At 37.7% G+C, this 18,816-nt stretch carries 18 protein-coding genes; 8 read left to right on the top strand and 10 right to left on the bottom strand.

Features of this window, described 5'->3' with window-relative positions; genetic code table 11:
* Positions 1–27 precede the first annotated feature (27 nt).
* Complete coding sequence (locus LC454_RS12845; RefSeq protein ID WP_317196260.1) at positions 28–780, top strand: carbonic anhydrase family protein; 753 nt, start codon at positions 28–30, stop codon at positions 778–780.
* Between the two features lie 161 nt (positions 781–941).
* On the opposite strand, the gene LC454_RS12840 is transcribed toward LC454_RS12845, so the two are convergent.
* Positions 942–1,787 carry a DUF5694 domain-containing protein gene (locus LC454_RS12840; RefSeq protein ID WP_223582886.1) on the bottom strand — a complete coding sequence of 282 codons (846 nt, stop codon included), beginning with the start codon at positions 1,785–1,787 and terminating at the stop codon, positions 942–944.
* 161 nt (positions 1,788–1,948) lie between these two features.
* Between LC454_RS12840 and LC454_RS12835 the strand changes: the two genes are divergently transcribed.
* Both LC454_RS12835 and LC454_RS12830 read left to right on the top strand, forming a co-directional pair.
* Positions 1,949–2,368, top strand: a complete 420-nt coding sequence (locus LC454_RS12835; RefSeq protein ID WP_223582885.1) for a (deoxy)nucleoside triphosphate pyrophosphohydrolase — start codon at positions 1,949–1,951, stop codon at positions 2,366–2,368.
* 335 nt (positions 2,369–2,703) lie between these two features.
* Positions 2,704–3,102, top strand: a complete 399-nt coding sequence (locus LC454_RS12830) for a DUF1801 domain-containing protein (protein WP_223582884.1) — start codon at positions 2,704–2,706, stop codon at positions 3,100–3,102.
* Positions 3,103–3,458: 356 nt separating this feature from the next.
* Here the strand turns inward: LC454_RS12830 and LC454_RS12825 are convergent, their stop codons facing one another.
* From LC454_RS12825 to LC454_RS12805, 5 genes are all read right to left on the bottom strand, one after another.
* Positions 3,459–4,925, bottom strand: coding sequence for a sigma 54-interacting transcriptional regulator (locus LC454_RS12825; RefSeq protein ID WP_223582883.1), 1,467 nt, complete (start codon positions 4,923–4,925; stop codon positions 3,459–3,461).
* A gap of 65 nt (positions 4,926–4,990) precedes the next feature.
* Positions 4,991–6,112 carry a vWA domain-containing protein gene (locus tag LC454_RS12820; protein WP_223582882.1) on the bottom strand — a complete coding sequence of 374 codons (1,122 nt, stop codon included), beginning with the start codon at positions 6,110–6,112 and terminating at the stop codon, positions 4,991–4,993.
* Between the two features lie 129 nt (positions 6,113–6,241).
* Complete coding sequence (locus LC454_RS12815) at positions 6,242–6,841, bottom strand: NAD(P)H-dependent oxidoreductase (protein ID WP_223582881.1); 600 nt, start codon at positions 6,839–6,841, stop codon at positions 6,242–6,244.
* Between the two features lie 92 nt (positions 6,842–6,933).
* Positions 6,934–7,125 carry a LuxR C-terminal-related transcriptional regulator gene (locus tag LC454_RS26630; protein WP_223583002.1) on the bottom strand — a complete coding sequence of 64 codons (192 nt, stop codon included), beginning with the start codon at positions 7,123–7,125 and terminating at the stop codon, positions 6,934–6,936.
* Positions 7,126–7,127: 2 nt separating this feature from the next.
* On the bottom strand, positions 7,128–7,688 hold the full coding sequence (locus tag LC454_RS12805; RefSeq protein WP_223582880.1) for a hypothetical protein: 561 nt from the start codon (positions 7,686–7,688) through the stop codon (positions 7,128–7,130).
* A gap of 203 nt (positions 7,689–7,891) precedes the next feature.
* On the opposite strand from LC454_RS12805, the gene LC454_RS12800 reads away from it, so the two are divergent.
* Both LC454_RS12800 and LC454_RS12795 read left to right on the top strand, forming a co-directional pair.
* Entirely contained in the window at positions 7,892–8,608 is a 717-nt protein-coding gene (locus LC454_RS12800; protein WP_223582879.1) for a DUF3667 domain-containing protein, read from the top strand.
* Positions 8,609–8,820: 212 nt separating this feature from the next.
* Positions 8,821–10,407: a discoidin domain-containing protein gene (locus LC454_RS12795; RefSeq protein WP_223582878.1), complete on the top strand. Its 1,587-nt coding sequence runs from the start codon at positions 8,821–8,823 to the stop codon at positions 10,405–10,407.
* 247 nt (positions 10,408–10,654) lie between these two features.
* On the opposite strand, the gene LC454_RS12790 is transcribed toward LC454_RS12795, so the two are convergent.
* From LC454_RS12790 to LC454_RS12775, 4 genes are all read right to left on the bottom strand, one after another.
* The gene (locus LC454_RS12790; protein ID WP_223582877.1) at positions 10,655–11,080 is read right to left on the bottom strand and encodes a DUF3995 domain-containing protein; all 426 of its coding nucleotides are present in this window, start codon (positions 11,078–11,080) and stop codon (positions 10,655–10,657) included.
* 93 nt (positions 11,081–11,173) lie between these two features.
* The gene (locus LC454_RS12785) at positions 11,174–12,088 is read right to left on the bottom strand and encodes a hypothetical protein (RefSeq protein WP_223582876.1); all 915 of its coding nucleotides are present in this window, start codon (positions 12,086–12,088) and stop codon (positions 11,174–11,176) included.
* A gap of 349 nt (positions 12,089–12,437) precedes the next feature.
* Positions 12,438–12,833, bottom strand: coding sequence for a VOC family protein (locus tag LC454_RS12780; protein WP_120257064.1), 396 nt, complete (start codon positions 12,831–12,833; stop codon positions 12,438–12,440).
* 106 nt (positions 12,834–12,939) lie between these two features.
* Positions 12,940–13,467: a hypothetical protein gene (locus LC454_RS12775; protein WP_223582875.1), complete on the bottom strand. Its 528-nt coding sequence runs from the start codon at positions 13,465–13,467 to the stop codon at positions 12,940–12,942.
* Positions 13,468–13,630: 163 nt separating this feature from the next.
* Here LC454_RS12775 and LC454_RS12770 point away from each other — a divergent pair, with 163 nt between their 5' ends.
* The 3 genes from LC454_RS12770 (at position 13,631) to LC454_RS12760 (ending at position 18,812) form a co-directional block, all read left to right on the top strand.
* Positions 13,631–14,143: a sigma-70 family RNA polymerase sigma factor gene (locus LC454_RS12770; protein WP_223582873.1), complete on the top strand. Its 513-nt coding sequence runs from the start codon at positions 13,631–13,633 to the stop codon at positions 14,141–14,143.
* Between the two features lie 73 nt (positions 14,144–14,216).
* Positions 14,217–15,410, top strand: a complete 1,194-nt coding sequence (locus LC454_RS12765; protein WP_223582870.1) for a FecR family protein — start codon at positions 14,217–14,219, stop codon at positions 15,408–15,410.
* A 147-nt stretch (positions 15,411–15,557) separates the two neighbouring features.
* Entirely contained in the window at positions 15,558–18,812 is a 3,255-nt protein-coding gene (locus tag LC454_RS12760) for a SusC/RagA family TonB-linked outer membrane protein (RefSeq protein ID WP_223582868.1), read from the top strand.
* Positions 18,813–18,816: the final 4 nt, after the last annotated feature.

Below are 18,816 nucleotides of genomic sequence, written 5' to 3'. Positions count from 1 at the left end.
CAGATATCAAAAAAAATAGTCCTACATGTGCTGTGCATTGCTTTGTACAGCCAGAAAATTCAAAGGAGCAGAAAATACGATCTCTTTTCGTCATTAAAATTTAACGAATTTATCCTATCTTTAATATTCAAATATTTAAATTTTATGAAGGCACATACGTACGAAACACAATCGACAATTACTCCTGAAAAAGCATTAGACTTCTTAAAAGAAGGCAATCAACGCTTTGTCAATAATCTAAAAGCAAACCGGGATCTACTCGAACAGGTAAATGCTACTCGTGAGGGTCAATGGCCATTTGCTGTGGTGTTAAGCTGTATCGATAGCCGCACTTCTGCTGAACTTATATTTGACCAAGGTTTGGGTGACATTTTCAGTATCAGAATTGCAGGAAATTTTGTCAATCAAGATATTCTAGGCTCTATGGAATTTGGCTGTAATGTTGCTGGATCTAAACTGGTTGTCGTTTTAGGCCATACCAAATGTGGTGCTTTGAAAGGTGGATTGGATGCTGCACAAATCGAAAAAATGGGAATGGACAACTTGAACCATTTAGTTAATCATTTTGATCCTATTATCAATGAAGTGATTGATGAGAATGAAGAGCGTTCATCAAAAAATAGTGTATTGCTGGAGAAACTTAACCAACAGAATATTAAACATGCAATTAAAGATATTCGCAGACAAAGTTCAACACTTCGTAAACTTGAAGAAGAAGGTAAGATCAAGATTGTTGGTGCCAATTATGATGTTGAAACAGGAAGTGTAAATTGGTTATAAGCTTATTTCAAACAATGTGATTACTCTTTTGAGGATCAAAATTTGAGGACTTATTCAAAGAACTGTACAGCATAACACGAAGACATGGGGTATGCTATAAATATAAAAAGGCCGTTTGGAAAGTATCCAAATGGTCTTAAATTACCTTGTATTCCTACTATTTATTTCAGATAATTTTCAATATCAACAAGCTGGTATTTAGGACTTCTCTGCATGAATTCATCCAGACAAGCACTATGGGTAGCTCCCATTAGTATAAAAATTCGATCATCGTTGTTGACTGGTATCTGGTTCAAATTGGAGAATATCCGCAGATTTCGTCTATAAAATTTGCTCGCTTCATCTGCCCCTTCGAAATTGCCTTTTGTACTGTTGTGAGTTAAAATATCAGCATTTAGATTTATAAATTTTTGGAAAGTCGCTTTGCGATTAAATAGCTTCAATTTTTCTAGCACAGAAAGGTTTTCTGCGGCCATAAATTCTTTAAGAATACTGGCGTTGTATTTTTTTGAGGTTATACTGTCCACCTGATTTTCCAGTTCATTCCCTATATTATAGTTATAAGCTGCTGTCTGCTGCTCGTCGATACCATATATTTTGTTTACGCTAGTCATTTTACCAATTTCGTAAGCAATTAAGGCGATCTCCCCTCCATATTTTGGGGTATAATCTTTAATTTCCTTAAAACTCCTGTAGCCTGCGTTCAATTCCTCATTTTTGGTTGGAAGTACTTCCACACAAATTATTGTCGGTTTGAATTCCGCCAGCATCTTTGCTATTTTATAAGTCTCTTTTTTATTTTTGTCATCCTTTTCATTAAATTTTACTTTATGTGCATCAGGTGTATATGTCATGTGAAAAGTCGCAAAATTTAAGACTTCAATTTTTTGCGCATAAACTTTTCCAAAAAGGATTCCACAAAGCAATATGAGGATGATTTTAAAATTCATCCCTTTTGCTCTGTTAGATAATTGAATCAACTGTACTGTATTTTTCAGGCTTTTCATGTGTTAGTTTGTTCTTATTGATTCAAAAATATCACAGTTTGCTCGAATAAAAGCTACACTTGGGTGTAGTTTTATAGGTTGGCCGATGTGGGATAGCTTAGCTCACGCCTTATTACGAATGAAAGCTTCTAGAACAGCTTTAATATGCAAAAAGACAAATTATGAAAAAATTAATACCTTTGAGCACTATGCTCCAAGTAACCTGCGCGATTATACAACACGCTAATAAAATTCTGATTTGCCAACGCTCTGCGTCGATGAAGTTACCATTGAAATGGGAATTTCCGGGTGGGAAGATTGAAGCCGAAGAGTCTAAAGAAGACTGCCTACGCAGGGAGATCAAAGAGGAACTCAATATTGATATTACTATACATAAAGCGCTCACGGTGATAGAGCACCATTACGCCGAATTCTCGCTACAGCTCTATCCATTTGTATGCAGTCTGCATTCGGGTGAAGTGGATACACTGGAACATGCGCAAGCGATATGGGTAGATGCCGCTGAGCTAAAGCATTACGACTGGGCGGAAGCAGATCTGCCTATTGTGGATGAGTTTTTACGCTGGAAACAATTTGACTAATTTGTCGTCACCCATTCCTTATCTTAGGTTATATATTCCCACAGAATATAGTTCTCTGTTTTCAATTCAAGGCCCTTCATTCTGGTTGTTTCGCCCTTATTAAAATCGAACGCATTGATATAACGGACCTCTGATTTTACATTTAGCTTTTTAGTCCAGATTTGATCAAGACCTTCTGTCGTCATAAACGTTTGATATACCTTAGAAATCGTACCTTTCGACCAGCAAGTCTTTAAACTTAGGAGTTTATTTTTTTAATCTAGAACTATAGCTGAATCAAAGAAAATTGAATAATTTTAGATGGTAAACAAAAGACCTAGGGACGATAAAAAATTATGGAAATAGAACAATATATCAGTACACTTTCGCAAACCGAACAACAAGCGATTAGTCAATTCCGAAAAGTAATATTAGAAAATGACAAAGCTGTTTCTGAAAGCTTTGGAAAATTCATGTCTAATCCCAATGCGATCAGTTATAATGAACAGGGTGTTTTCAAATATGGACTTACAGTTGCTAAAAACTATATTTCATTCCACTCGTTGGTGATGTATTCCAAGCCACAACTCATGGATGAGCTAAAATCAAAATTGCCCAAAGCCAAATTCCAAAAAGGCTGTATTAATTTTAAATCGTTGGATGAATTTCCGGAATCAATTTTGGTAGACCATATGCAGATATCCTCCAAAATAGATTTCAGTCCAGTAATAAACCGTTACCTGAAAAAGAAGTAAAACACATGCGAATTTATAGATTGACCAAAACTGGGGGATGTGCTCAGTTTGTCCTTTTATTTGATATATGATCTGAATGGGAAAAGAAGCGTATTGCCTATCCCTATTTGCCAACAAAAATGCATCAAATTTATCTTGGAGTAAACTATGATAAGGTCGACAGGTAAGTATGCAGCCAGCAGCCGAGAGAAATCAGGGACTAAATATTCTGCAAATTTCACTATCAATGGATTTATATTCGTTTGGAAAAACAGTCAAGGCTTATCTTTATTCCCTGCTATATATCCTACAAAGGATAAACACATAAAACAAAAAAGCTTCCCTCGAACTAACAGAGGGAAGTTTTTATCCGATTGTTATAGATTGTTTCTCAGATATCCTTGAAAGTTATCTTGAAACTGCAGGCCATTGCCTAACCTATATTTACTTAATTTGTTATTTAGCGCTAGCCCCCAAAGTACAAATTCGGTCAGGAAGTAGCGATCCTCTGTCTTGGTCTCTGGCTGATATTGTTGTATCAGCGTTTGGATAGGTGTCATTTGATCTAATAAGCTCTCATAATCCGCATCAGAGAGTTCATCGGACAGCTCAATACCTTCCGATTCCGAAAACCAACGAACGATATCATCATAGGGATAACGCTCGTTTTCCTTTTCCAGCTTCTCAATTTTGGGAAACAAGATTGGAAAGATACTTTTTACGGCATTTTCGATCAACTGCAACGCCACAGTAGCAGCCCCCTCCTGTTCACCTTCGTAAACCAGCTCCACCTTACCGGTTATAGCCGGTACAATACCCATAAAATCGCTCAAGCGCACCGCAGTCGCTTTTGTTTTATTTCTAAGCATGCGCAATTCAGCTGTACTTAACAGATTTTGAAATGCTGTAATGCTCATCCGTGCGCTGACACCACTTTTTTCATCAACATATTCGCTATTTCGGGCTTCAAAACTGATCTGCTCAATTAATTCACGAGCCAGCTCGGGAACATATATTCGCTCCTTCTGCGCAGCTTCCAAATTGGCCTCTTGGGCAGTAATTGCCTTTGCCACCTCAACAGATGCGGGGTAGTGTGTTAGTATCTGGGATCCTATCCGATCCTTCAACGGCGTCACAATACTTCCCCTATTGGTATAATCCTCTGGGTTTGCAGTGAACACAAACTGTACATCTAATGGTAGACGTAACTTAAATCCACGAATCTGAACATCCCCCTCCTGCAAGATATTAAAAAGGGCCACCTGAATCCTAGCTTGAAGATCGGGCAGCTCATTAATCACAAATATCGAACGGTTTGCCCGTGGAATCATGCCAAAATGAATCACACGATCGTCCGCATAACTCAAGCGCAGATTAGCGGCTTTGATAGGATCTACATCACCGATTAAATCTGCTACGGTCACATCAGGAGTGGCAAGTTTCTCAGCAAAACGGTCGCTTCGATGAAGCCAACTTATCGGGGTGTCATCCCCGTTTTCCTTCAATAATTCCTGCGCGTAGCGCGATATAGGATTAAATGGGTCATCATTGATCTCCGAACCCTGTACCACAGGTATATATTCATCCAGCAGATTAACCATAAGCCTAGCCAGGCGTGTCTTTGCCTGACCACGAAGACCTAGAAAATTAATATTATGCTTGGAGAGAATGGCTCTTTCAAGTTCGGGAATAACTGTGTCCTCGTAACCATGTACACCAGTAAAAACGTTTTCGCCTTTGCTTATTTTTGTAATCAGATTCTGGCGCAATTCTTCTTTTATCGTCTTAGGTTTGTAACCTGATGTTTTCAATGCGCCAAATGTTGTAATCTTCGTATAATCCATATATTCCTAATGATGAGGCGCAAACGTTGCGCAAGATGATATCCTATTATCGATAAACGATGTGTTTATCGTATTCTTTTTTTACGATTTTCTTCGTAATCTTCAAAAATCATTCCGCCCAAATCTCCAAGTCCTGTGTAGTATGCTTTGCCTTGGTTTGAAGCTGTAAATTCGTTGACAAATTGCTGCAGATAAGGATCTGAAGTGATCATAAAGGTGGTAATGGGTATCCCCAGCTTTCGGGCTTGTGCTGCCATGCTATAGCACTTGCTGGTAATAAAAGGATCCAAACCCATCGGATTCTTATAGTAAGTGCCATCAGGCATATTTAAACAGCTCGGCTTTCCGTCAGTAATCATAAAGATCTGCTTATTGGCATGCCGTTTTCGTCTGAGTATATCCATCGCCAACTGAAGGCCAGCGACAGTATTGGTATGAAAAGGTCCTACTTGCAGATAAGGCAGATCTTTGATCGCTATCGGCCAGGCGTCGTTACCGAAGACAATGATGTCAAGGGAGTCTTTGGGATAACGTGTGATGATGAGCTCCGATAAGGCCATAGCCACTTTCTTCGCGGGTGTGATCCGGTCTTCCCCGTATAGAATCATACTATGGCTGATGTCAATCATCAACACCGTACTCATTTGCGATTTAAACTGCGTATCCTCTACAACCAGATCATTTTCTGATAAGCTAAACTCTCCTATCCCGTGATTGATCTGTGCATTTTTCAAGCTCTCGGTCAATACGATTTTCTCCAGGCTGTCTCCAAACTGAAAGCTTCTAAAATCGCCCATATTTTCGTCGCTCCGCCCCTGATGATTGGTTTTATGGTTACCTGACGATCCTTTTCGCATCTTTCCGAAAATCTGATCTAACGCATTCTGTCGCAAAGCTTTTTCCAGCTTGGATGTAAGATCTACACCGCCATCACCACCAAAGCCCAATTTTTCTCGGATATATCCTTTGTTCTTGAGATCCGCAATGAAATCGTCGATCGTATATTCTGGAGTGGTCAATTTGAACTCTCTATCCAATTGACGCAGCCAATCAATAGCTTCATCAAAATCACCGGCAGTATGTGTAATCAGTTCTTTGAAAATATTAAATAATTTATCAAAAGGTGTCTGAAACGGCTCGGTATACTGTGTGAAGAGAAAGCCCCTATTTCGTTTCGTGCTGTCCATGCATTTGTTATATTAAGAATGAAGAAGCGATTTATCTATAGACATCGGAATCGCTTCATAGGATAAATTTACGAAATAATAATTCTTATAAAGAGCCGTATATTCAAAATTTCGCCCCGATTATGCCAATCACAACAACGGGTTAATGCTCATCTTTTTCACTAATTCATTGACTTGTTCCTGATGTTTTTCCCGCACATTGTCAATTGCCAAGGTGCCCCCTAGTATTAGCATTTCCTTGTGCTGAAAGCGTTTCCCTAACCTGTCCTCAAGCATAACTTTCTCCATGCTTTGGGCAATGCCGATTTCCTCTAAAAAGTTATTGGGATGACCTGCAGTACAGATGACTATTCCATATTTGACTATTTTCATTTTAGGCAAGTCTGGCTTTTGTCCATAGGCATAGCCAACCGAATATACCCGGTCAAACCAACCTTTCATCATTGCCGGACAATCGCTCCACCAGACCGGATAGAGAAAGATAATACAGTCAGCATTTTCAATTTTTTGCTGCTCTTCAATCACATCCCTAGGAACTGGCAGCGCTGTGTCTGCATTCCCTTCTCTTTGGTATTCCGTTGCGGTCATAATACCCTGAAAATTATTTGCATATAAATCAGAAACTTCAACATTCCATTTTTGGGCTGCCAATATATTCTTCAGATGGTTGAATATATCAAAAGTATAGGATTTCTCGCTCGGATGACTGTAAACAATTAAAATATTCATAATGATACGATTAGAATTACATTTTCTTTTGCGAATCTTGTCGGAACTTCGAATCGCTTTGTTTAATCAAAACGAGATTGGCAATGGAATACTCATAACAACCTATTATTCAAAGCAAAGGTCAAGGCCTCATTCATATTGCCTACGCCCAATTTTTCAAATAATTTCCGCCGATGAAATTTCACCGTATCGATTGAAATGAAGATCTTCTTGGAAGTTTCGTAGATAGTAAGTCCGCGATGATAATAACGTAAAATTTCGATTTCACGTTCTGTGAGATTAATTTTTATACGGGCGATCCATTTTCGGTCAATAGGTCAAGCTCCCACAATAAATCAGAATGAAGTTTTTCTATGGTTACATTTCCTGAAGATACATTTGAAGATAGAGATACGATACACATGGCCTTCCATATCTTTCCCTTCTCAGTTAGAAAAAACGGTGTTAACTTGTGATTGATCAAAATATATTTCTTATTTGCATCTTGTATTTGAAAATCATAGGATATAACATGTAGCTTCCGCTCCTCCAATGGAATATTTTCATAGAAATTAAAGCCGGCATTGTTGATCTGAATGAGCATCTGAAAATCCGTCGCAGGGACATATTTCTGGTAAAATCCGTATCCCATCTCAACAACCTGTTTTGAACTTAAACCTGCCAGAAACAACGGATTATCTGAAACAAATTCAAATGCTTTCAATTGATAATCTATCACATAGATACTTTGGTAAGTAATACGTGCGAAAGCTTTAACTATTTCTATATAATCTTTGGTCTGTTCTAAATCTTTTGCTGAAAGACTATCCACCGTATTTTTGGGTGAAAATAAATCGTTAACATCCATGTTCAAACTCTATACTTCAAAAATAAATAAAACTACACTCAGGTGTAGCTTTTATTATGATAATCTGTAATATTTTTGAGCAAAATAGAAATCAATAGGGAGCCAAAAATCTATTGACTACGTGGACAACAATTATCCCTAACCGGAGAGCTTTGGCGAACAACAAACCGAAATATATCATTACAGCCTTAATTACCTTAAAAATGACAAATTGCAAAAACTGTGAAACTAATATCATCTCCAATTTTTGTCCAAATTGTGGCCAGCCTGCGGTCCTAAAAAGGATAGATGCGCACTATATCGCCCAAGAGATCGAACACGTCCTTCACTTCGAACGTGGTATTTTATATACTATTCGAGAACTAGTCACCACTCCGGGAAAAAATATACGGAATTACATTTCCGAAAATCGAAGTCGCTTGGTCAAACCTATTATTTTTATTATTGTCACCTCACTAATCTACTCGATTGTAAGCCATTATTTTCATATCGAAGACAAATATATTAGTTACTATAATTCCCGACACTCCACTACAGGCGCTATATTTATCTGGATCCAAACCCATTATGGTTATGCCAATATTATGATAGGAATATTTATTGCATTTTGGGCTAAACTATTTTTTAGAAAATATGGTTTCAATCTCTTTGAAATTATCATCCTGTTGTGTTTTACTTTGGGAATGACTATGTTGATATATTGTGTTTTTGCAATAATAGAAGGTATTACCCATATACATCTCATGATGTATGCTAGTAAAATTGCATTCATATACTGTGCTTGGGCAATGGGACAGTTTTTCGATCCCCCTAAAATAGCTAGCTATTTAAAAGCGTTAGTCGCCCATATTTTAGGATTTATAATGTTTATAATAACGGCTTTTATTATCGGTTCGACGATAGATCTTATCTTTCAGTGACAATAATAGTTTTCGGATCTATTTATAAAAGGGATAAATCACCTCCGTCTTATAACTTAATTTTTATCAACTGAATTAATAAATGTTACAAAACAATTATTAAAATCCATTTATCAATCGATTGATTAAACAATATTGGATAAAAAATGTAATTTTTTTTCTAGATAATAAGCTCAATGGTTTATATTCATTATTATACAATATAAACCATTATGAGAAAACTTTTAAATTTATTGATTGCCACCTTGGCTCTGGGTGTAGCGTCGTGTAATAAGACGCTCATCCCAACGGATGAAAACAGTGAAAATCTAAAACTAAAAGCATCCAGCGCGACGATTACGAATGAATGGCGCCAAAATCCGTACAAACTCAATGTCATTTACTTCGTGCCCAATGATGTCGATTCAATTCCCAACTTTAAAAAACGAATCAGTCGGATCCTTCTTGATGCACAGGAAATGTTTGCCTCGAATATGAACCGTGAAGGTTTTGGTCGCAAATCCTTTGGATTGGATCTGACAAATGACACCCTGATCAATATCCACTACATTGCAGGAAAATTTGGTAAGTCAACTTACCCTTATTCAGGCGGTAGCGGTGCAGTAAAATCCGAAGTAGATGCCTATTTTGCACAGAACCCCACAGTCAAAAAAAGTGAGCACAACCTGATTGTTATTCCTACTTATAATACTGATCCCGCTAATCCAGGAGGCCCACCATTTTATGGTACTGGCACGACCTGTTATGCATTGGATTACATAAATCTGGACGCAAAAAACCTTGGAATAGGTGGAGATATTGGCTGGAAAGCGACAGTCTGGATAGGTGGAATGATTCATGAACTTGGCCATGGCTTAAATGCTAGCCATAACCGAATGAACAAGACATTGGCCCCAACTCTAGGTACTGCATTGATGGGATCTGGCAATTCAACTTATGGAATCTCCACCACTTCATTGACAGCTACCACTGCAGCAACCTTTAATAACAGCCAGGTGTTTAGCACCGTGACAAGAAATGACTGGTATGGTGCTGCATCTGCGGAGATCACTTCATTATCCTCAAGCTACAGCAACGATAAAATCATTATTTCTGGAAAATTTACCACAACCAAACCTGTAAATGATATCGTTGTTTGGCATGACAGGGAACCTTTTGGTGGCAATAATGATTATGATGCCGTACAATGGGCGACAAAAATCATTGGCCAAGATAGCTTCAGATTCGAGTGCCCGCTGGCAGATTTTTATGATTTAAACGGAAATTATGAAATGCGTATCGGCTTTATGCATGTCAACGGAAGCCGCTCAACATTAGGTTATGCTTACAACTTTGTCAATAATGTTCCTGATCTCAGCAAAGTTGTCACTCATAAACTATTGCCAACAACAGGCTGGTCGATCTTAGGCAGTGACAGCAATGAATCTGGTGCTCCCGCAAGCAATGTGTTAGATATGAACAGAAATACAATCTGGCATACGCCATGGTCTTCAGCCCAAACACCACAACCTCACTTCTTCTCTGTGAATATGGGTGCTCTACGGTCAGTAAAAGGACTTGCATTTCGAAACCGCGATAATCTGAATGGGGCAATGAAAGATATTAACATTTATACAAGCACCAATGGTACAAGTTGGACCTTAATTAAATCAGCTCAGCTGAGCAAAGTTTCTGGTTCCTGGATCAATGTAAATCTTGATTCAACGATAAGCACACGCTATCTTAAAATAGAGTCTGTGAATTCCTGGGGTGATTTCTTCTATTCACATCTGGCTGATTTCGGGGTCTTTTCCAATTAGTCTTCGATTGGCTTAAACCTATAGAGGGGTGTCCACAGTGGTTGGACACTCCTATTTTTTTATTTCGTAACCATCTACACTATCTTTTTCAAATATTCAATTCCTGGAGCACATTTTTGATTTTTGAACTGCTCCTTTTATTTATTCTAATATATTGGTATCGACCGCTAATATAGATCTATGTAATTTAAAAATTAAGGGTAAACAGATCATTAATACGAGAGCAAAAAAACAGGACAATATCCCCTTATAATAAAACGGCTAAAATTCCATTGGAAAGTGATAAAAACAGGGATAACGGACTATAGATGTAGGTATCCCGCGATGCAAATACGGACTGTCTATACTTCTTAAATATTCCAACATATTTCAGATCACCTATAAATCGCAAAAAGAAAATACCGCTAATCACATACATGCCATAAAGTACATAGCGATTCTCGAAGGGAACCTTTATCATCCCAATGGCAGAGAGGTTTATCAATGCAAAAAATAATAATCCAATGGCGACAAGTAAAGTCCCCTGCCAACCAGGATTAAATAACCTTCTCCCATTCAAGTCCGTAGGTATGGTAGCACTAATCCCCCACTGACCTCCGAATACCCAAAAGAGATGAAGTAATGCCAGCAAAATAAAGATATTGGCAATTACTATTGATAATATAAATTCCATTCGATAAATATTAAAATATTCTTTAGAATAGTTCCGTCTTTAAATACCTACTGACCAAACATATAACAAGGGTATCAGCTAGCCCCTGCCCTATTATTGCATGAATTGATATGATGTATTGATAATGAGTGCCATTTTCCCATAGGCTAATTTGAATTCTTCCAATAGGTGGCTGTTATCTTTAGATAAGTATCCGCTTTGTAGACGTTGTATGACCAGTCCCCGTTCGTTATCTATTAATGTGTATGTTGTTCCGTTTTGCTCAACATTGAGCTGAATGAGAAGATCATCGTCAGAGTTGATAGGCTTGCTAAAACTAGATAAGGTAGTTGATCCCGGAATATCAAATTTTAACGCTGTTGCACCTGACTTAACACCCCTGATCACCTTGGATTTAAAAAGCGGAGCTTTGCCCAGCATAAGTTCACCCTTGTTTCTGTATATTGAAACAAAAACATCAACGGGCTCCTTCGAATTTAAGTTCCAATTAAGATATGGACTACTAAAAGAAAGGAGGTCAATACCAATAGAATCAATTTGTCTTTTATTGACAATCTCAACAAGCTTTGAGACAGAGTCTAAAGGTTTAGCTATATCTCTATATGCTACACTAGCATAAGTATATTGTATAAGTTTATATTTCCCTAACTCATAAAGTTCTAATTGCAGGTCTTCCATGTTAGAGGTTTTGACTAATTTGTTATCCTTGGTATCAATTACTTTCCACGATAAAACGACATCCTTGGTCAAGTCGCGACCTTTGCCCCATGTCCAGTGCGCATTGTTTTTGAAGGTTGCTCCAGCATAGGCACTAAGCGGATTGTCGATATTCATAATAGATCCAGACACGGGTAAAACGATCAAAGAGTCGCCAAACTCTTTACCCTGTGGATTCAGGTAAGAAAAGCCAGCCTTTAGCATATTCTGATCCTTATCACCCAAATTATTTTCGTCTTTTTTACAGCTAAAAGCAAAAACCGACAAGATAACAATGAAAATAAAACGCATATTAGTGTAATTATTTTTTCTGTAAATATAAATTTTATAATTTATATTTACAGAAAAAATAATAAAAATTTAAAACACGGTATTTCTTTCAATATATACATCATGCTTTGAAAGTATTTTTTCACACCATCATAAACCGTAGCTATAACGACAATTCAATATGCTTTGAAACTATTTAAATAGTTAATTTATGCTCTCTTTTGCAAGCGTCTAGAGAAAAAGTAATGGGTAAAGAATTACTACAAGCTTCTTATCAATCCTGAATATCTGAATTTTCTATTCTTATTTTTTTTGTTTATTGGATAGCATTTCAAATGTGCCTTCTCAATAGGGCCTAATGTTAAATTAGCTACATCTTGAAGACATTAAACTTATGACCATCAGGGTCAGCAAAGACAAATCCATAATAGTTATTACCGAAACTGGTCGGTTTGGATACAATCGTTCCCCCAGCACTTTCAACTTCATTGGCCCATTGATCTGCTTGTTCTTTGCTTTCTGCGGAAAGTGTGAATATGATCTCATTGCTTATCTGAGAATCGCCAAAATTGACATCTTTTACATTCGATTCCAGTATATTTTTCAGAAAAAAATGAATTATAAAATCATTTTCCCCAAAAAAGAAGCTGACCAGGTCATTAGAAGTATGGGGATTATTGGGTTTAAATCCCAGTACTTCATAAAATTTCTGTGTGCGTTCCAGATTAGCAACCGCCAAATTGGCCCATATCATTTTAGGTTTCATATTATCTCATTTTTGTACAGCATAAAGTTAATGGGTTTCAACAGATTAAAGATTGTCATGGGACAAGTTTTACCTATTCCTCTTGCTTTGTCAAACAAATACGCCTTTATATTTTCGCAAAAAAATTAAAGATATGTTGAGCGATAAGCGCTGGATTGATAATTGATGTGTCATTAAGTCGATCTTCATACAATTCGATTTGTATCAATTTAACGTCATTCGGTATTTTATACGTTTCATCTTTTGTATAATTGTAACCGCGTACATCTGCATTTTCCTTGCCAGGAATTTTCTTGATTTCAACAAAGTAGCGCAGTGTAATGGTATTACCATATTGTTCGCGTTTTTCGAAACGAATTTTTCTGACCCGACTCATCGAATGTCCACTGGAATGAATATTTCCTTGTATACGAAATTGTAGCGTTTCAGCAGTTTTGGAAAGCATAAAAATCTGGGGTGCGAGCCGCTCTGTTATTTCGTTACGGCTTGTAAAAGTATATGTTGTACCAGTTTCGGGATTCTCTTTTGCCACTCGTTTTGGTACGGTTTGAATAGCAGAAATCTGCAATTTCTGTGTATTGATTTTACAGCCAGCAAATGCTACAAAGGAAATTAAAACCAGAATCTGTTTCATCGCACTATTTTAATCATATTAGATAAAGCAAAAAACAACACTTAAAAATGTTCATTTCAATTATTTATTGGCAAAAACAGCTCTGGTATCGCTTTGTATGAATTAAGCACATTGTTCCCAATATTTTTGTATAATAGCTATATTTTTAAAAAATAGCTAGGTAATGTTATCCATCGAATATTATTTTAAAACATATTTTCTACAGCTCTGTACGTTTGCCTTTCCATGGGTCAACTCGGAGGAAATAGCCAAGGATATTGTACAAGATGCTTTTATTGTCCTAATGGATAGACCAGAGCTGTTGGAGAAAGGAGAACGGGTTATCAAAAGTTTTCTCTACACCTCCGTAAAAAATATGGCAATGAACACCAAACGACGGGATATGGTATTTGATAAGATACGCAATTCCATCACCGTAGAAGAATCCGACAATCATAATATCCTGGACGATCTTATCAATTCCGAACTGATTGGCGCATTACACCGCGAACTTGACCAATTACCTGAAGGGTGTCAACGAATCTGCCGTTTAATCTACTTGGATGGCATGAAATATGACGAGGTAGCGCAGGAATTGGATGTGTCCGTCAACACCGTAAAAACCCAACGCATGCGTGCGATAAACCTTTTGAAAACCAAATTCCTAAATTTAATATTAAACTTCTTTTTGTTTTAAAGATTATTCCTTTTTATTTTTTTTCATCCCGAGTCACCCTTTTTGATTCCTCAAGTTATTTAGTTATTGAATTATGATAGAAACCGATAAAATAGTATTGGCTGAATTGGCTTCATTACTCCTGAAAGATGGACAATTATCTACTGTACAGGAAAATGAGCTAAAACGTTTGTTGGAAAAATATCCTGACGCAAAAGATAGTTTACGCCACCGTCTTGCGAATACGGATATCCAAGTTCCATTTGATTTACGCAGCACCGATCTAGATCAGGAGTGGGAAATTTTAAAAACCAAATATAATGAAAGAAAAATTGCTCCAAATTATCGTCGGTGGAATGGAAAATGGAAAACTACTATCGGAGTAGCTGCCGCACTATTATTACTCTTTACTTTCGTTTGGATCTGGAAATCCTATCTAAAACCTATCAATTATCTTATCCCAGATAAGGTCTATGGACAGAAAAATGATGTCCTTCCAGGGGAAAACGGTGCTATCCTGAAGATTAAAGGAAAAGAAGACATTAACTTAATGAATAAACAAGTGGATCAAAGCCTTTCTCAAGGTATCGAATTAAAAGATGGAAAATTACTATACTCACAGCTCAAAACCGAAAAGTCCAACCCGATACACACTTTAATTGTGCCCAAGAGATCTACTATAACGATAACGCTAAGTGATGGTACACGTGTATGGGTGAATTCGGAATCGGAACTGATTTATAAAGCAAATTTCACTGAAAATGAACGGAAGGTAACATTAAAAGGTGAAGCTTATTTTGAAGTTGCCAAGGACACAAAACGACCATTCATCATAGAGGCTAATGACCTTAGTATCCAAGCTATAGGAACAGCTTTTGATATCAATTCCTATAAGCCCAACGCCAAAGTACTATTAACAGAAGGACGCCTAAAAATCAATGGACAAGAAAAAGAGATTTTTATAGATGCTGGAAATGGAGTAAAAATGGTTAACAGTCAATTGGTAGCCTTTCCTATACCAGATATGGAAGAAGCAACGGCATGGAAAGACGGCTATTTCTATTTCGATAATAAAAATATGCAGCAGATTCTCGATGAATTAAGCAGATGGTATGGTATCAACATTGAATCCAACGTTTCATTAGACAAAAGGCGTTACAAAGGAGGTATAAAAAGAGATGTGACCCTTGCAGAGGTCTGTAATCTACTGAAAGACCTGACCGGCTATCAGTTAACAATCGACAAAGAAAAATTAATCGTTAACAAACCGACTGACAAAAATAAATAAACTATCTAACTAAGAAAAGGAGGACTTATAATATGTAAGAAGATAAATACCTAAATATTGTATGAAAAAGAATGCAGAAGTACTCCAATACTCCTGCATCTAACTGAATTAACAACTGATCATAAACTATTAATTCTCTACCAAATTATGAATAATTTATTTTATTCAAAAGGAATTCTTTGTCCTATAGACAAAGGAAAAATTTTGAACAATCTAATCAAAATGAAACTGACAGGAATATTATTAGCAACATCCATGATGGGTGCCTATGCTTCAAGCTCTGCTCAGATTACACTGCACGCCAAAAATGCAAAGATTGAAACGGTACTCAAAAACATCACCAAGCAGACAGGAGTACGTTTTATCTTTATGGAGGGCTTACTGAATAATGAAAAAGCAAATCTTGAAATAACAGATGCAACCCTGAATAAAACACTTGATCAGCTCTTTAAAAATAGCGCATTCTATTACATGGTACATCGTGGTACCGTCGTCATAAAACGGAAACAGGAAAATATTCCTGATGATCAATCAAATAGCGAAATGTATCAGCAACGTACTATTAAAGGGAAAATACATGACACAAAAGGAAATCTATTAAGTGCAGTCAGCATTTTGCTCAAAGGGACAAACATTGGAACCTCAACAAATGCTAGAGGTGAATTTCAACTTTCTCTCCCAAATGGGAATAGAGGTACATTGATCTTCAGTGCGGTGGGCTTTAAACAGCTTGAACTTCCCATCAACAACAAAACTGAGCTCAATATCGTCATGGACAACGACGAAATTGGGCTTGAAGAGGTGGTGGTCGTTGGATTTTCAGAGGTCGATAAAAAGCACCTCGCCTCCTCCGTATCCCAAATGGATATGGAAAAAGTAAAAAACCGTCCAATCTATAAAATGCAGGATGCCTTTTCGGGAACAATTGCTGGTGTTACAATGATGCGAGGGAATAGCCTTCCTGGCAGTGTACCTGGCACCATTTCTATTCGCGGTATCAGTACGCTACAAAATGCCGATCCTCTGGTCATCGTAGATGGAATGGAACAGAGTATCCACGATATCGATCCCAACCAAGTGAAAAGTATTACAGTACTTAAAGATGCGGCTTCAGCATCTATGTATGGCTCACGTGGTGCCAATGGCGTTATTATCATCGAAACAGAGCGTGGACAAACTGGTCAATTCAAGGTTTTTACAAATAACTGGTATGCAATAAACAAACCGATAGATCTTCCAGAATTTGTTGGCGCAGTTGATTTTATGAAATTGCGAAATGAAACACTAATCCAACAAGGGCAACCAGCGATCTATTCTGATGAGACAATTGAACAATATGCTAATGGAAAAATAAAAGGGGTCAACTGGCTGGATGAAATAATGGAACGCACCTCTACAGCAATCAACAACAACGCTAGTATTTCTGGTGGCGGTGGCGTAGGTACCTTTAACCTTATGCTGGGTCATATTAAGGAAAACGGCCTCAACAATATTGAAGGTACGCAAAAATTCTCGGCCAGGTTCAACACGAATATCAATATTGCAGATAAGTTTGTTTTGATGGCCGATTTTTACGCACATCGTCTACAAGTCAATAGGCTGATGGCAAATGATGATGGTCACGGGCTCTATCAACAAGCCTGGCGCCTAAACCCAACACAACAGATCTACTATGATGTAGACAGGCCTGAACCTTTCATTCTGCATAACAACATTAATCCGATAGCTTCGATTAAACATGGTGGTACCAAAAACTATATGCATGACCGTAGTACGATCAATCTCCGACCTAAATACAATATTAACAGTAACCTAAATATCGAAGGAAATGTATCATACATGATCAATAAATCCGCCGACAAACAAAAGCGATTAACCTACAAATTCTTTGATGAAAAAGGGGCGCCAATCAGCATATGGGGTAACGATGTTAATGCCTCACAGGGAGTAAGCGAGAGCCAACTGACTGCGCGAGCATTGGTAAATTACAATAAAGAACTACGTCAGGACAAAGACAAAATCTATCTCACCGCAGGTTCTGAGATCATGAGCTATACCTTCACCGATTTTAGAGAAATTAGCAAGGCTTCCTTTTTTGGTAAACTAAACTATTCATTTGATAACCGTTATATATTTGAATTAACAGGCCGTTCGGATGGAAGCAGTAAATTTGCACCGGGTCATCGCTGGGGATTCTTTCCATCAGGGGCCTTTGCATGGAACCTACATAATGAACGCTTTTTCAAACCTATTCTCGAATCCGAGGCGATCAACAATATTAAAATCCGTGCCTCATACGGTTTAATTGGTAATGAAAATGTAGCCCCGTATCTGTGGCAGGAATCTGTCAATACTTGGGGATGGACAATGCGCGTTCCTAATTCTAATTTTTCATGGGAGAAACAAAAACAATGGAATCTTGGTCTCGATATGAATGCGTTCAAAAATAGACTTTCTTTAACAGCCGAGGTATACCATAAAAATTCGTATGATTTAATCTATGATCAATTTGCTGTTCCGCCCCTAACAGGCTCATACACCCTGGTCTCAGCAGTAAATATTGGTGCGGTAGAGAACGATGGCTGGGAAGTTTCGGTAAACTGGTCTGACAAGAAAGATGATTTCTCCTATAAAATCGGTGCGATGCTGTTCAATAACCGCAACCGCATACTCAAGGCTGGCTATAATGAAAATGACCGTTTGATTTTCAAAGGTAACAATGATCAGATATGGTATAAAGGGATCCCGATCAATAATTATTATGGCTTTCAATCAAATGGCTACTTTCAGAGTCAACAAGAAATTGATGAAACAGCAGCAAAAATGCCTAATTCTAGACCTGGCGATATCCGCTATGTCGATCAAAATCAGGATGGCCTCATTAACGACAATGACCGCGTTTATCTGGCGGATCCACTACCCTATTACAATTACGCTATCAATATTGACCTGCATTATAAACGCTGGGATTTTTCTGCGTTAGGTCAAGGTGTGGGTAAGAGAACTGGTAGGCTAGCTGGTCAGGAAGCCTATCCAGTTTATGTAGATGGAAACAGCAATGATCTAGGGGCGCCACGTGTTGAATATGTTGCCGACCATTGGAGTCCGGAAAATCCAAATAGCCGTTTCCCACGTTTATGGACAGGCTCTACGCCGAACACACTTTTGAGTAATGTATGGCTCAGCAATGCGGCCTATTTCCGTGTTAAATCACTTCAACTTGGATACACTTTTCCATCCATTGGTAAAAGTGTCAAAAACCTGCGGCTTTATGTAAACGCCCAGGATGTATTCACCTTGACAAAGTGGGAAGGACTAGACCCTGAGCGGATCGGTAGTGGTAATGGAAATTACCCGCGGATGGCAACATACAGTTTTGGATTAAGTGCGAGCATTTTTTAATATC

The sequence above is a fragment of the Sphingobacterium sp. GVS05A genome, assembly GCF_019969845.1.
Classification (GTDB): domain Bacteria; phylum Bacteroidota; class Bacteroidia; order Sphingobacteriales; family Sphingobacteriaceae; genus Sphingobacterium.
This window is presented reverse-complemented; position numbering and strand designations above follow the sequence as displayed.

Excerpts from the sequence above, each read along its gene's own strand:
- LC454_RS12840 (WP_223582886.1), bottom strand. The coding sequence starts at position 1,787 with ATGAAAAGCCTGAAAAATACAGTACAGTTGATTCAATTATCTAACAGA.
- LC454_RS12835 (WP_223582885.1), top strand. The coding sequence starts at position 1,949 with ATGAAAAAATTAATACCTTTGAGCACTATGCTCCAAGTAACCTGCGCG.
- LC454_RS12830 (WP_223582884.1), top strand. The coding sequence starts at position 2,704 with ATGGAAATAGAACAATATATCAGTACACTTTCGCAAACCGAACAACAA.
- LC454_RS12825 (WP_223582883.1), bottom strand. The coding sequence starts at position 4,925 with ATGGATTATACGAAGATTACAACATTTGGCGCATTGAAAACATCAGGT.
- LC454_RS12820 (WP_223582882.1), bottom strand. The coding sequence starts at position 6,112 with ATGGACAGCACGAAACGAAATAGGGGCTTTCTCTTCACACAGTATACC.
- LC454_RS12815 (WP_223582881.1), bottom strand. The coding sequence starts at position 6,841 with ATGAATATTTTAATTGTTTACAGTCATCCGAGCGAGAAATCCTATACT.
- LC454_RS12805 (WP_223582880.1), bottom strand. The coding sequence starts at position 7,688 with ATGGATGTTAACGATTTATTTTCACCCAAAAATACGGTGGATAGTCTT.
- LC454_RS12800 (WP_223582879.1), top strand. The coding sequence starts at position 7,892 with ATGACAAATTGCAAAAACTGTGAAACTAATATCATCTCCAATTTTTGT.
- LC454_RS12795 (WP_223582878.1), top strand. The coding sequence starts at position 8,821 with ATGAGAAAACTTTTAAATTTATTGATTGCCACCTTGGCTCTGGGTGTA.
- LC454_RS12790 (WP_223582877.1), bottom strand. The coding sequence starts at position 11,080 with ATGGAATTTATATTATCAATAGTAATTGCCAATATCTTTATTTTGCTG.
- LC454_RS12785 (WP_223582876.1), bottom strand. The coding sequence starts at position 12,088 with ATGCGTTTTATTTTCATTGTTATCTTGTCGGTTTTTGCTTTTAGCTGT.
- LC454_RS12780 (WP_120257064.1), bottom strand. The coding sequence starts at position 12,833 with ATGAAACCTAAAATGATATGGGCCAATTTGGCGGTTGCTAATCTGGAA.
- LC454_RS12775 (WP_223582875.1), bottom strand. The coding sequence starts at position 13,467 with ATGAAACAGATTCTGGTTTTAATTTCCTTTGTAGCATTTGCTGGCTGT.
- LC454_RS12770 (WP_223582873.1), top strand. The coding sequence starts at position 13,631 with ATGTTATCCATCGAATATTATTTTAAAACATATTTTCTACAGCTCTGT.
- LC454_RS12765 (WP_223582870.1), top strand. The coding sequence starts at position 14,217 with ATGATAGAAACCGATAAAATAGTATTGGCTGAATTGGCTTCATTACTC.
- LC454_RS12760 (WP_223582868.1), top strand. The coding sequence starts at position 15,558 with ATGAATAATTTATTTTATTCAAAAGGAATTCTTTGTCCTATAGACAAA.